General features: G+C 62.1%; 15 protein-coding genes. 13 read left to right on the forward strand and 2 right to left on the reverse strand.

The window, feature by feature from the left end; translation table 11 throughout:
* Nucleotides 1-59: 59 nt before the first annotated feature.
* Nucleotides 60-605, forward strand: coding sequence for an RNA polymerase factor sigma-70 (locus AC5QPF_RS22035; protein ID WP_494959878.1), 546 nt, complete (start codon nt 60-62; stop codon nt 603-605).
* A 21-nt stretch (nt 606-626) separates the two neighbouring features.
* Here the strand turns inward: AC5QPF_RS22035 and AC5QPF_RS22040 are convergent, their stop codons facing one another.
* A complete protein-coding gene (locus AC5QPF_RS22040) occupies nt 627-1,430 on the reverse strand; it encodes a substrate-binding periplasmic protein (protein ID WP_494959879.1) in 804 nt (267 codons plus the stop codon).
* 170 nt (nt 1,431-1,600) lie between these two features.
* Here AC5QPF_RS22040 and AC5QPF_RS22045 point away from each other — a divergent pair, with 170 nt between their 5' ends.
* Together AC5QPF_RS22045 and ppnP are read left to right on the forward strand one after the other, a co-directional pair.
* A complete protein-coding gene (locus AC5QPF_RS22045) occupies nt 1,601-2,152 on the forward strand; it encodes an exonuclease domain-containing protein (RefSeq protein WP_494959880.1) in 552 nt (183 codons plus the stop codon).
* 74 nt (nt 2,153-2,226) lie between these two features.
* Nucleotides 2,227-2,511 (forward strand): pyrimidine/purine nucleoside phosphorylase, encoded by a 285-nt coding sequence (gene ppnP / locus AC5QPF_RS22050; protein WP_330074203.1) that lies wholly within the window; start codon nt 2,227-2,229, stop codon nt 2,509-2,511.
* A gap of 101 nt (nt 2,512-2,612) precedes the next feature.
* Here ppnP and AC5QPF_RS22055 read toward each other — a convergent pair whose 3' ends face one another.
* Nucleotides 2,613-3,302 carry an alpha/beta family hydrolase gene (locus AC5QPF_RS22055; RefSeq protein WP_494959881.1) on the reverse strand — a complete coding sequence of 230 codons (690 nt, stop codon included), beginning with the start codon at nt 3,300-3,302 and terminating at the stop codon, nt 2,613-2,615.
* A gap of 49 nt (nt 3,303-3,351) precedes the next feature.
* Here AC5QPF_RS22055 and ccoN (AC5QPF_RS22060) point away from each other — a divergent pair, with 49 nt between their 5' ends.
* From ccoN (AC5QPF_RS22060) to AC5QPF_RS22105, 10 genes are all read left to right on the forward strand, one after another.
* Nucleotides 3,352-4,776: a cytochrome-c oxidase, cbb3-type subunit I gene (gene ccoN, locus AC5QPF_RS22060; protein ID WP_494959882.1), complete on the forward strand. Its 1,425-nt coding sequence runs from the start codon at nt 3,352-3,354 to the stop codon at nt 4,774-4,776.
* Between the two features lie 10 nt (nt 4,777-4,786).
* Nucleotides 4,787-5,395 carry a cytochrome-c oxidase, cbb3-type subunit II gene (ccoO, locus tag AC5QPF_RS22065; protein WP_494959883.1) on the forward strand — a complete coding sequence of 203 codons (609 nt, stop codon included), beginning with the start codon at nt 4,787-4,789 and terminating at the stop codon, nt 5,393-5,395.
* A gap of 5 nt (nt 5,396-5,400) precedes the next feature.
* Nucleotides 5,401-5,598 carry a cbb3-type cytochrome oxidase subunit 3 gene (locus AC5QPF_RS22070; protein WP_330074199.1) on the forward strand — a complete coding sequence of 66 codons (198 nt, stop codon included), beginning with the start codon at nt 5,401-5,403 and terminating at the stop codon, nt 5,596-5,598.
* The gene (gene ccoP / locus AC5QPF_RS22075; RefSeq protein WP_494959884.1) at nt 5,595-6,530 is read left to right on the forward strand and encodes a cytochrome-c oxidase, cbb3-type subunit III; all 936 of its coding nucleotides are present in this window, start codon (nt 5,595-5,597) and stop codon (nt 6,528-6,530) included. The genes AC5QPF_RS22070 and ccoP (AC5QPF_RS22075) overlap by 4 nt, the downstream gene beginning before the upstream one ends.
* A gap of 492 nt (nt 6,531-7,022) precedes the next feature.
* Entirely contained in the window at nt 7,023-8,465 is a 1,443-nt protein-coding gene (gene ccoN, locus AC5QPF_RS22080) for a cytochrome-c oxidase, cbb3-type subunit I (RefSeq protein WP_458978248.1), read from the forward strand.
* A complete protein-coding gene (gene ccoO / locus AC5QPF_RS22085; RefSeq protein ID WP_458978249.1) occupies nt 8,465-9,073 on the forward strand; it encodes a cytochrome-c oxidase, cbb3-type subunit II in 609 nt (202 codons plus the stop codon). The genes ccoN (AC5QPF_RS22080) and ccoO (AC5QPF_RS22085) overlap by 1 nt, the downstream gene beginning before the upstream one ends.
* 5 nt (nt 9,074-9,078) lie before the next feature.
* The gene (locus AC5QPF_RS22090) at nt 9,079-9,276 is read left to right on the forward strand and encodes a CcoQ/FixQ family Cbb3-type cytochrome c oxidase assembly chaperone (protein ID WP_028945389.1); all 198 of its coding nucleotides are present in this window, start codon (nt 9,079-9,081) and stop codon (nt 9,274-9,276) included.
* Nucleotides 9,273-10,253, forward strand: coding sequence for a cytochrome-c oxidase, cbb3-type subunit III (ccoP, locus tag AC5QPF_RS22095; RefSeq protein ID WP_494959885.1), 981 nt, complete (start codon nt 9,273-9,275; stop codon nt 10,251-10,253). The genes AC5QPF_RS22090 and ccoP (AC5QPF_RS22095) overlap by 4 nt, the downstream gene beginning before the upstream one ends.
* 386 nt (nt 10,254-10,639) lie before the next feature.
* Nucleotides 10,640-12,058 (forward strand): cytochrome c oxidase accessory protein CcoG, encoded by a 1,419-nt coding sequence (gene ccoG, locus AC5QPF_RS22100; protein WP_494959886.1) that lies wholly within the window; start codon nt 10,640-10,642, stop codon nt 12,056-12,058.
* A gap of 12 nt (nt 12,059-12,070) precedes the next feature.
* Entirely contained in the window at nt 12,071-12,607 is a 537-nt protein-coding gene (locus AC5QPF_RS22105; protein WP_494959887.1) for a FixH family protein, read from the forward strand.
* Nucleotides 12,608-12,663 lie beyond the last annotated feature (56 nt).

Below are 12,663 nucleotides of genomic sequence, written 5' to 3' on the forward strand. Positions count from 1 at the left end.
GTCGTCGCGAACGGCCCCGTAAGGCAGTTCGCTATCCACTTCGAGAAAAGGTGATTTCCATGGCGGAACAACTATCCACAAGTAAGTGCGATTCACCGTTACTCCAAGCGTTCGTCGACAACCGTGGCATCCTCGTCAAGATCGCGGCCCGTATCACCGGCTGCCGCTCCCGAGCCGAGGACGTGGTGCAGGACGCTTTCTTTCGCCTCAATTCCGCGCCGCAGATCACTTCGTCGTTCAAGGCGCAACTGAGCTATCTGTTCCAGATCGTGCGCAACCTGGCCATCGACCATTACCGCAAGCAGGCAATGGAGCTGAAGTATTCAGGTAGCGAAGAGGAAGGCTTGAACGTGGTGATCCAGGGTGCCTCGCCCGAAGCCGCGCATATCAACTTCGCCACCCTCGAACACATCGCCGAGGCACTGACCGAACTGCCCCCGCGCACCCGGTATGCCTTCGAGATGTACCGCCTGCACGGCGTGCCGCAAAAAGACATTGCCAAGGAACTGGGCGTCTCCCCGACCCTGGTCAACTTCATGATCCGCGATGCCCTGGTGCATTGCCGCAAGGTGTCGAGCGCCCGCGGCGCCGGCCTGCTCCACTGACTCGCCGCCCCTGCGGCCCGCTCAGTGGTTGTGCGGGGCTATGACCTGGATCCGGTAGGGCTGGAAGATCCTCAACAACTCGCCATTGGCCCGCAGTTGGTCGAGCAGCGCGGCGAATTCGTCGCCGCTGATCTTGCCCTGCGGGCGCAATAGCGCGTAGTGATGGTAGACCTGATCGATACGTTCCGAGGCCAGCAACTGCCCGTCGCTCTCTGGATTGCGCACCAGGTAATCGCTCAGGTACGAACGGGTAACCAGGGCGATATCGGCGCGGTCGCGCTGCACCATCAGCAAGTTGCTGTCGTGGGAATAGGTCAGCGTGGCGTTGAAGGTGCTGGCCAGGTAGCGCGGATCGGGATTGAAGCCGGCGAACGCATAGTGGTAGCCACTGAACAGGGCCAGGCGCTTGCCCTTCAGGTCATCGAAGTAATGCTGGTCGCGCCCGGCGGTGCGATGGGCGACGAAAATCTCGGCGTCCTCCAGGCCCATGTCGACGCTGACATGCTCGATGTTCTGCCAGCCCCAGTCGGGATTCTCGAAGATCGCCATGTCCACCCGGCCCTGCTCGAAATCGCGAAAACGCCGCGGGATCGAGGTAGGGACGAGGACAAAATGGAAACGACCTTGCGCCTTGTTCAGCGCTTCAGTCAGTTGCGGCAGCAGGCCGGTGTCGGCGCCCTGCTCGGGACGGACGGTGTAGGGCGGAAAGTGCGCGGCGCCGATGCGGACTTCGACGGCATCGGCCGCAGAGGCCACGCCGGCCCACCAGGTCAGTGCGCAAAGCATTAGCGAAGAAATTACCCGCAGTAGGGGCGCTGGAATCAAGGTGACACTCTCAAGGATTCGGACCCGGATCCAATTAAGCTAGGCGTTTTCCCCAGGTAGTACAACCCGCCGCATGCGCCATTTTCGAGCATTGAGGCAAAATGCCATGGGATATCGCCAATGCCGGTGTTTGGCTACGCTTGAGCCACGTCTTGTCAGGGATACAGTTTATGGGCCATTGGTTGGTGATCGACCTGGAAGCCACCACCGACGACGGTGGTTGGCCGATCACGGATATGGAAATCATCGAAATCGGCGCCAGCCTGGTCAATCGCGAAGGCCGGGAGGTGGATCATTTCCAGCGTTTCGTCAAACCGCGGCGGCGCCCGCAGCTCACGCCGTTCTGCCGCCAGCTGACCCACATCACCCAGGCCAATGTCGATGGCGCGCAGCCGTTCAACGAGGTCTGGGCGCAGTTCGAGCGCTGGCTGGGGCACTACCAGCCGCGCCTGGAAGGCTGGACCAGTTGGGGCGACTACGACCGCAAGCAACTGCTGCAGGATTGGCAAGCCAACGGCCTAGACAGCCTGCTGACGCAACTGCCCCACCTCAACCTCAAGCAGCGCTTCGCCAAGGCCCGCCACCTGCAGCGGCCATTGGGGCTCAATGGAGCATTGCAACTGGCCGGATTGCAGTTCAACGGGCAGCAGCACCGAGCCCTTGAGGACGCCCGCAACACCGCGCGGTTGCTACCGCTGACACTACCGCTCCAGGGCACCTGAAAGCGGATGACGGGACCAGAAGGCTTGGGCATACTGGCCAGCCTTTTTGGTCCCTTTCTTTTCAGGAGTCGCCCATGTTCAAAGTCAACGAGTACTTCGATGGCACGGTCAAATCGATCGCTTTCGGCACCGCTGAAGGCCCGGCCACCGTCGGCGTGATGGCACCGGGCGAATACGAGTTCGGCACTGCCCAGCGCGAGATCATGCACGTGGTCGCGGGCGCCCTGACCGTCAAGCTGCCGGACAGCGACAACTGGGAAACCTTCTCCGCAGGCAGCCAGTTCAATGTACCGGCCAATGCCAAGTTCCAGCTGAAGGTGGCGGTGGATACCGCTTACCTGTGCGAGTACCGCGACTAAGACGGTACACGCCGACCCTGTGGGAGCGGGTTCACCCGCGATGAGGGTAGTGAATCCACCATTGCAATCGCGGGTGAACCCGCTCCCACAGGGCCCTCGGCTCAACCCAGGAATTGTGCAGTCTGCTCCGCCGCCGTCTGCAGATGATCCTCATGCTTGAACCCTGAAGCCTTCAACGGCTTGAGGTCATGGTCCCCCGCCACCAGCCAGCACAGCTTGATCGCCGGCGACAGGTCATACCCCTCCACCGTCTCCCGGCTCCCCAACGCATCCCGCTCGCCCTGGACGATCAAGGTCGGTGTCTTCAACTCCGCCAGATGCGCCACCCGCGGCTTCTCCGGCTTGCCCGCGGCATAGAACGGATATCCCAGGCATACCAGCGCATCCGCCCCCAGCTCATCGGCCAGCAAACTGGCCATCCGCCCGCCCATGGACTTGCCGCCGATTGCCAGCGGCCCAGCGACTAATGGTCGCACCTCACGCCACACCTCGCGCCAGCACTCCAGCAGCAGCGCCTGCGGATTTGGCGGCCTTTTGCCACCAGTGATACGGCGCTCGGCCATGTACGGAAACTCGAAGCGCAACACCCCCAGGCCTTGCCCGGCAAGCCTTTGCGCCATGTCCTCCATGAACCCGCTGTCCATCGGCGCACCAGCACCATGGGCCAGGATCAGGACGCCTTTGAAGCCGCCATCTGCCTGATTCTGCGGGGCATTCCACAGCCACCCCCGCACGTTCGCCCTGTCAGCCAGTTGATCCCCGTCAATACCGGGAAGCGCCCCATTAATCATGCTTGCCTCGCTTTTTAGCCTGCCTATAACCGTGGATGGGAACCCATACATGAACACAACCAGCAGTACCGCCTACAACTACAAGGTGGTCCGCCAATTCGCCATTATGACGGTGGTGTGGGGAATCGTCGGGATGGGGCTCGGCGTTTTCATCGCCGCGCAACTCGTCTGGCCAGCCCTCAACTTCGACCTTCCCTGGACCAGCTTCGGGCGCTTGCGCCCCCTGCACACCAACGCGGTGATCTTCGCCTTCGGTGGCTGTGCGCTGTTTGCCAGTTCTTTCTACTCGGTGCAGCGTACCTGCCAGACCCAACTGTTCGCGCCCGCCCTCGCGGCGTTCGTGTTCTGGGGCTGGCAACTGGTGATCCTGCTGGCCGCCATCACCCTGCCGCTGGGTTATACCAGCTCCAAGGAATACGCCGAGCTGGAATGGCCGATCGACATCCTGATCACCATCGTCTGGGTGGCCTATGCCGTGGTGTTCTTCGGTACGCTGATGAAGCGCACCACCAAGCACATCTACGTGGGCAACTGGTTCTTCGGTGCATTCATCCTCACCGTGGCGATCCTGCACCTCGTCAACAACATGGAACTGCCGGTCAGCCTGACCAAGTCCTACTCGCTGTACAGCGGCGCTACCGACGCCATGGTGCAGTGGTGGTACGGCCACAACGCCGTGGGCTTCTTCCTCACCGCCGGCTTCCTGGGGATGATGTACTACTTCGTGCCCAAGCAGGCTGAACGTCCGGTCTACTCGTACCGCCTGTCCATCGTCCACTTCTGGGCGCTGATCACCCTGTACATCTGGGCCGGTCCCCACCACCTGCACTACACCGCCCTGCCTGACTGGGCCCAGTCCCTGGGCATGATCATGTCCCTGGTGCTGCTGGCCCCGAGCTGGGGCGGCATGATCAACGGCATGATGACCCTCTCGGGCGCCTGGCATAAGCTGCGCAGCGACCCGATCCTGCGCTTCCTCGTGGTCTCCCTGGCGTTCTACGGCATGTCGACCTTCGAAGGCCCGATGATGGCCATCAAGACCGTCAACGCCCTGTCCCACTACACCGACTGGACCATCGGCCACGTACACGCCGGTGCCCTGGGCTGGGTCGCGATGATCTCCATCGGCGCCCTGTACCACATGATTCCGAAAGTCTTCGGCCGTACCCAGATGCACAGCATCGGCCTGATCAACGCGCACTTCTGGCTCGCCACCATCGGCACCGTGCTCTACATCGCCTCGATGTGGGTCAACGGCATCGCCCAGGGCCTGATGTGGCGTGCGGTCAACGCCGACGGCACCCTGACCTACTCGTTCGTGGAAACCCTGGTGGCCAGCCACCCAGGCTTCATCGTGCGCTTCGTCGGCGGTGCGATCTTCCTGACCGGCATGCTGCTGATGGCCTGGAACACCTGGCGCACCGTGCGTGCCCCGGCGCCGGCAACCGCAGACGCAACCGCGCAGCTGGCCTGAGGAGTAGGACATGAAACACGAAGCTATCGAGAAAAACGTCTTCCTGCTGGTGCTGCTGATGGTCTTCGCCGTGAGCATCGGCGGCCTGACCCAGATCGTCCCGCTGTTCTTCCAGGACGTCACCAACAAGCCGGTGGAAGGCATGAAGCCCTACACCGCGCTGCAACTGGAAGGCCGCGACATCTACATCCGCGAAGGCTGCGTCGGCTGCCACTCGCAGATGATCCGTCCGTTCCGCGCCGAGACCGAGCGCTACGGCCACTACTCCGTGGCTGGCGAAAGCGTCTGGGATCACCCGTTCCTGTGGGGCTCCAAGCGTACCGGTCCTGACCTGGCCCGCGTTGGCGGCCGCTACTCCGACGACTGGCACCGTGCGCACCTGTACAACCCGCGCAACGTTGTGCCCGAGTCGAAGATGCCGTCGTACCCATGGCTGGTGGCGCAACAGGTCGATACCAGCCACACCGAAGCCAAGATCAAAGCCATGCGCACCCTCGGCGTGCCTTACACCGACGACGACATCAACGGTGCCGTCGCCTCGATCAAGGGCAAGACCGAAATGGACGCGCTCGTCGCCTACCTGCAGGTGCTCGGCACCGCGATCAAGAACAAGAGGTAAGCGCCATGGACTTCAGCCTGGATATCGGCCAGTTGCGCGGCCTCGGCACGCTGGTGGTGGCGATTGCCTTCATCGGCCTGTCGCTCTGGGTCTTCAACCGTCGCCGTGACCGTGAATTCGCCGAGGCAGCCCTGCTGCCCTTCGCCGACGAGCGCCTGCCTGGCGCTGAGAAAGACAAAGACTTGAGGAGTAAGGGGCAATGACCACCTTCTGGAGTACGTACATCAGCGTACTGACCATCGGCAGCCTGATCGGCCTGACGTGGCTGCTGCTGTCCACCCGCAAGGGCGAGACACCCGGCAGCACCGACCAGACCATGGGTCACGCGTTCGATGGCATCGAAGAATATGACAACCCGCTGCCACGCTGGTGGTTCTGGCTGTTCGTCGGCACCCTGGTGTTCGCCGCCGGCTACCTGGTGCTCTACCCAGGCCTGGGCAACTGGAAAGGCATCCTGCCTGGCTATGAGAATGGCTGGACCGGTGCCAACGAATGGCAAAAGGAAATGGAGCGCGCCGACGCCAAGTACGGCCCGATCTTCGCCAAGTTCGCCGCCATGCCGGTGGAGGAAGTGGCCAAGGATCCGCAGGCGCTGAAGATGGGCGGACGCCTGTTCGCCTCCAACTGCGCGGTGTGTCACGGTTCCGACGCCAAGGGTTCCTACGGCTTCCCCAACCTGACCGACAAGGACTGGCGCTGGGGTGGCGAGGCGGAAACCATCAAGACCACCATCATGCTCGGTCGTCACGGCGTGATGCCGGCGTGGGCCGAAGTCATCGGTGAGCAGGGCGTGGCCGACGTGGCCGCCTTCGTCCTGACCAACCTGGATGGTCGCAGCCTGCCGGAAGGCACCAAGGCCGACCCGGCCAACGGCGAGAAGCTCTTCGCCACCAACTGCGTGGCCTGCCACGGTCCGGAAGGCAAAGGCACTCCAGCCATGGGCGCGCCGAACCTGACTCACCCACAGGCGTTCATCTACGGTTCGAGCTTCGCTCAACTGCAGCAGACCATCCGCTACGGTCGCCAGGGCCAGATGCCTGCCCAGCAGGACATCCAAGGCAACGACAAGGTCCATCTGCTCGCCGCCTACGTCTATAGCCTTTCGCAGCAAGGCGACAAGACTTCTGCACAGTGATACATCAGTCCATCTGAGCATTGACTGAAACCGCTGCATCCGACCCGGATGCAGCGGTTCACTCCCCCTCCTGCGACAGAGTGTCGCACCCCTTCCCCGCCCTGCCTTGCACCCCTTCCGAACGGGACTAAGCTTGTTGCCACATGTGTTTGTTGGCGATGTAGCGCATGCACCCCTGTCTGGTTCTGCCCACCTCGTCTTCCAGCGCAAAGGCCGACGGCTGCCTGCTTTCCCTTATTTTTCGTAGGGCGAAAAGCGCGATTCCGCCGGGTTTTCATACCATCGCGAGCATGCAACCAACAATAAAAATGGTGCACATAAAGAATTGATTATTGTGTACAATTTTCGCGGCAGATGAATCGGACGAGCCGGTACAAAGGCTCTGGCGTGCTGTGGAGCGGGTCCCCTTGCGTTGCAATACCCACACTGCCTGTAGATACTTGCGCCGATTTGCCTACCTACAAAAACACCTAAAAACCGTGGAACCTTAGAATGAGCACAGCAATCAGTCCGACTGCTTATAACTATAAGGTCGTCCGCCAGTTCGCCATCATGACGGTGGTCTGGGGGATCCTTGGCATGGGCCTCGGTGTCTTCATCGCCTCGCAACTGGTCTGGCCGCACCTGAACCTTGACCTGCCGTGGACGAGCTTTGGACGCCTGCGCCCCCTGCACACCAACCTGGTGATCTTCGCCTTCGGTGGTTGTGCGCTGTTCGCCACTTCCTACTATGTCGTGCAGCGAACCTGCCAGACCCGACTGATCTCCGACAGCCTCGCGGCCTTCACCTTCTGGGGTTGGCAAGCGGTCATCGTCGGCGCGCTGATCACCCTGCCGCTGGGTTACACCACCACCAAGGAATACGCCGAGCTGGAATGGCCGATCGCCATTTTGCTGGCCATCGTCTGGGTGACCTACGCGGTTGTATTCTTCGGCACCATCGTCAAGCGCAAGACCAAACACATCTATGTCGGCAACTGGTTCTACGGTGCCTTCATCCTGGTCACCGCGATGCTGCACATCGTCAACCACATGTCGCTGCCAGTGAGCTTCTTCAAGTCCTACTCGGCCTATGCCGGCGCCACCGACGCGATGATCCAGTGGTGGTACGGCCACAACGCCGTGGGCTTCTTCCTGACCACCGGCTTCCTGGGGATGATGTACTACTTCGTACCCAAGCAGGCCGAGCGTCCGATCTACTCGTATCGCCTGTCCATCGTCCACTTCTGGGCGCTGATCACCCTGTACATCTGGGCCGGCCCCCACCACCTGCACTACACCGCCCTGCCGGACTGGGCCCAGTCCCTGGGCATGGTGATGTCGATCATCCTCCTGGCCCCGAGCTGGGGTGGCATGATCAACGGCATGATGACCCTGTCCGGCGCCTGGCATAAGTTGCGTACCGACCCGATCCTGCGCTTCCTCGTGGTATCGCTGGCGTTCTACGGCATGTCGACCTTCGAAGGTCCGATGATGGCGATCAAGACCGTCAACTCGCTGTCCCACTACACCGACTGGACCATCGGCCACGTGCACGCCGGCGCCCTCGGCTGGGTGGCGATGATCTCCATCGGCGCCGTGTACCACATGATTCCGAAACTCTACGGTCGCGCGCAGATGCACAGCGTCGGCCTGATCAACGCGCACTTCTGGCTCGCCACTATCGGCACCGTGCTCTACATCGCCTCGATGTGGGTCAACGGCATCACCCAGGGCCTGATGTGGCGTGCGATCAACGATGACGGCACCCTCACCTACTCCTTCGTCGAAGCCCTGCAAGCCAGCCACCCCGGCTACATCGTCCGCGCCCTGGGCGGTGCGTTCTTTGCCTCGGGCATGCTGCTGATGGCCTGGAACGTTCTGCGCACGGTACGCGCGGCGAACCCGGTCGAAGCCAAGGCCGCCGAACAGATCGTCGTCGTGGGAGCGCACTGATGAAACATGAAGTAGTCGAGAAGAATATCGGCCTGCTGGCCTTCTTCATGGTCATCGCCGTGAGCATTGGCGGCCTGACCCAGATCGTCCCGCTGTTCTTCCAGGACGTCACCAACAAGCCGGTCGAAGGCATGAAGCCGCGCACCGCGCTGGAAGTGGAAGGCCGCGACGTCTATATCCGCGAGGGCTGCGTGGGTTGCCACTCGCAGATGATCCGTCCGTTCCGCGCCGAGACCGAGCGCTACGGGCACTACTCGGTCGCCGGTGAAAGCGTCTGGGACCACCCATTCCTCTGGGGTTCCAAGCGTACCGGTCCGGACCTGGCGCGGGTCGGCGGTCGTTACTCCGACGACTGGCACCGTGCACACCTGTACAACCCGCGCAACGTCGTGCCCGAGTCGAAGATGCCGGCCTACCCATGGCTGGTGGAAAACAAGCTCGATGGCAAGGACACCGCGAAGAAGCTGGAAGTCTTGCGCACCCTCGGCACGCCGTACACCGACGCCGACATCGCCGGTGCCCGCGACGCGGTCAAGGGCAAGACGGAAATGGACGCCCTGGTCGCGTACCTCCAGGGCCTCGGCACCATCATCAAAAGCAAACGGTGACTGCGATGGATATCGGGATGATTCGAGGCCTGGGCACTGTCGTGGTGATGGTGGCCTTCGTCGGCCTGGCGTTGTGGGTGTTCAGTTCTCGACGCAAGTCCGAGTTCGACGAAGCGACCATGCTGCCCTTCGCGGATGATCCCGAGGCCAGCAAGCACGTCGAGCAAGCGCAAGCGAAAGCGTCTAGGAGTAACAACGAATGACTACCTTCTGGAGTCTGTACGTCACCGTTCTGAGTCTGGGCACCATCTTCGCCCTGACCTGGCTGCTGCTGTCCACCCGCAAGGGCCAGCGCAGCGAAACCACCGAGGAAACCGTCGGCCATTCCTTCGACGGCATCGAGGAATACGACAACCCGCTACCGAAGTGGTGGTTCATGCTGTTCGTCGGCACCATCATCTTCGCCCTGGGTTACCTGGCGCTGTATCCGGGCCTGGGCAACTGGAAAGGCATCCTGCCGGGCTACCAGTACCTGGACACCGAGAAGAAGGTCGACTTCGCCAACGGCCAGGCTGGCTGGACCGGCGTCCACGAGTGGGAAAAGGAAATGGCCCGGGCTGATGCCAAGTTCGGCCCGATCTTCGCCAAATTCGCCGCCATGCCGATCGAAGAAGTGGCCAAGGACCCGCAAGCGCTGAAGATGGGTGGCCGCCTGTTCGCCTCCAACTGCTCGGTCTGCCACGGTTCCGACGCCAAGGGTTCCTACGGCTTCCCCAACCTCACCGACAACGACTGGCGCTGGGGCGGCGAGCCGGAAACCATCAAGACCACCATCATGGGCGGTCGCCATGGCGTGATGCCGGCGTGGGCCGAAGTGATCGGCGAGCAGGGCGTGGCAGATGTCGCCGCGTTCGTCCTCACCAATCTGGATGGCCGCACCCTGCCGGAAGGGGCCAAGGCCGATCCGGTAGCCGGGCAGAAGATCTTCGCCGCCAACTGCGTGGCCTGCCACGGTCCGGAAGGCAAAGGCACCCCAGCCATGGGCGCGCCGAACCTGACCCACCCGCAGGCGTTCATCTACGGTTCCAGCTTCGCCCAGTTGCAGCAGACCATCCGTTACGGCCGCCAGGGCCAGATGCCTGCGCAGCAGGAAATCCAAGGCAACGACAAGGTCCACCTGCTGGCGGCCTATGTCTACAGCCTGTCGCACAAGGACGAGAAACCGGCCGAGGCGCAGTAAGGCCCGGCGGTAGAAAAGGCCCCGTCAGTGCAGGCTGGTGGGGCCTTTTTTCTTGGATCGGGATGCAAGACTGTACGCGGACCCTCTGGGAGCGGGTTTACCCGCGATTGCAATAGTGGCTTCACCGACGTCATCGCGGGTGAACCCGCTCCCACAGGGTCCGCGTAAGACCGGCCGGCAATATGCCTTAAAGAACAGCCTCATGACCTGGATCAATTGACAGCGCCAATACACCATTGCCGGCTTTCAACCAACGCGACCCAGTGTCGCACCCGCGTCCGAGAGCCCCTGCACAGGCGTATGATGCGGACAGTTCAGCAACACTTCTGACTGCGGTCGGCATGCACTGGCCGCGGCGTTTTTCCACTGCCGTGGGACTGTAAACGATGAGCAAGCAGATTCCTGTACAAGACATCACCCCGCCTGCCAAGAACAAGAAAGACACGGGCGTCGACCTCTATGCCGCCCGGGAAAAGATCTACACCCGGGCCTTCACCGGGCTGTTCCGCAACCTGCGCATGGCCGGTGGCGCCTTCCTCTTCCTTCTCTATTTCGGCACTGTCTGGCTCAACTGGGGCGGTCACCAGGCGGTCTGGTGGAACCTGCCGGAACGCAAGTTCTATATCTTCGGCGCAACCATCTGGCCGCAGGACTTCATCCTCCTGTCCGGCATCCTCATCGTCGCCGCCTTCGGCCTGTTCTTCATCACCGTCTTCGCCGGCCGCGTCTGGTGCGGCTACACCTGCCCGCAAAGCGTGTGGACCTGGATCTTCATGTGGTGCGAAAAGGTCACCGAGGGCGACCGCAACCAGCGCATGAAACTGGACAAGGCGCCGATGAGCGCCAACAAGTTCGCGCGCAAGGCGGCCAAGCACAGCCTGTGGCTGCTGATCGGCTTCGTCACCGGCCTGACCTTCGTCGGCTACTTCGCGCCGATCCGCGAGCTGATGATCGACTTCTTCACCGGCCAGGCTGACGGCTGGTCGTACTTCTGGGTCGGCTTCTTCACCCTCGCCACCTACGGCAATGCCGGCTGGCTGCGCGAACAGGTGTGTGTGTACATGTGCCCCTACGCGCGCTTCCAGAGCGTGATGTTCGACAAGGACACCCTGATCGTCTCCTACGACCCGCGCCGCGGCGAAACCCGTGGTCCGCGTAAAAAGGATATGGACTACAAGGCCAAGGGCCTTGGCGACTGCATCGACTGCACCATGTGCGTGCAGGTCTGCCCCACCGGCATCGACATCCGCGACGGCCTGCAGATCGAGTGCATCGGCTGCGCCGCCTGCATCGACGCCTGCGACAGCATCATGGACAAGATGAACTACCCGCGCGGCCTGATCAGCTACACCACCGAGCACAACCTCTCCGGGCAGAAGACCCATATGCTGCGCCCGCGGCTGATCGGCTACTTCGTCGTCCTGCTGGTGATGATCGGGCTGCTGGCCAGTGCCTTCTTCATGCGCTCGCTGGTCGGTTTCGATGTCAGCAAGGACCGCGTGCTGTACCGCGAGAACGCCCAGGGCTGGATCGAGAACGTGTACAGCCTCAAGGTCATGAACAAGGACCAGCACGACCACGTCTACGTGCTGGAAGCGAAAGGCCTGCCGAACCTGCGCCTGGACGGCGCCAAGGAAATCCGCGTGTCCGCCGGCGATATCGTCAGCCTGCCAGTGCAGTTGTCGGTGTCCCCTGAGCAGTTGCCGTCGACCACCAACGAAGTCACCTTCATTCTCCGCGATGCCGATAACAGTGGCACCGAAGTCGAAGCCAAGAGCCGGTTCATCGGCCCGCAAATCCGTTAAGAGAGCATGCCCATGCCTGCAACGAACACTGTTCACAGCGTCTGGTACAAGAACCTCTGGCCGTGGATCATCATCGGCATCCTGGCCACTTCGGTGACCCTGAGCCTGACCATGGTCAGCATCGCGGTGAACAACCCGGACAACCTGGTCAACGACAACTACTACGAGGCTGGCAAGGGCATCAACCGCTCGCTGGACCGCGAGCTACTGGCGCAGACCCTGAAGCTCAAGGCCAGCGTGCACCTGGACGAGGTCACCGGCGAGGTGGAACTGCGCCTGACCGGTGACACCCAGCCACAGACCCTGGAGCTGAACCTGATCTCGCCGACCCAGCCGGAGAAGGATCGCAAGGTGGCGCTGACCCTGAGTGGTGAGGGGCGCTATGTCGGGCAGTTGCCGGATCGGGTGGAAGGCCGGCGCTTCGTCGAACTGCTGGGCACCGAGAAAGGACAGACCTGGCGGCTGTTCGAGGAGGAAGAGGTCAAGCATGACGTGACCTTGCTGCTTGGGGATGAAGAACTGAAAGGGGCCGAGCACCTGGACAAGTAATGCCGTGCTGCTAATGGCCTCATCGCTGGCAAGCCAGCTCCCACAGGGTTCGCGGT

The organism is Pseudomonas sp. Con_6, assembly GCF_059379395.1.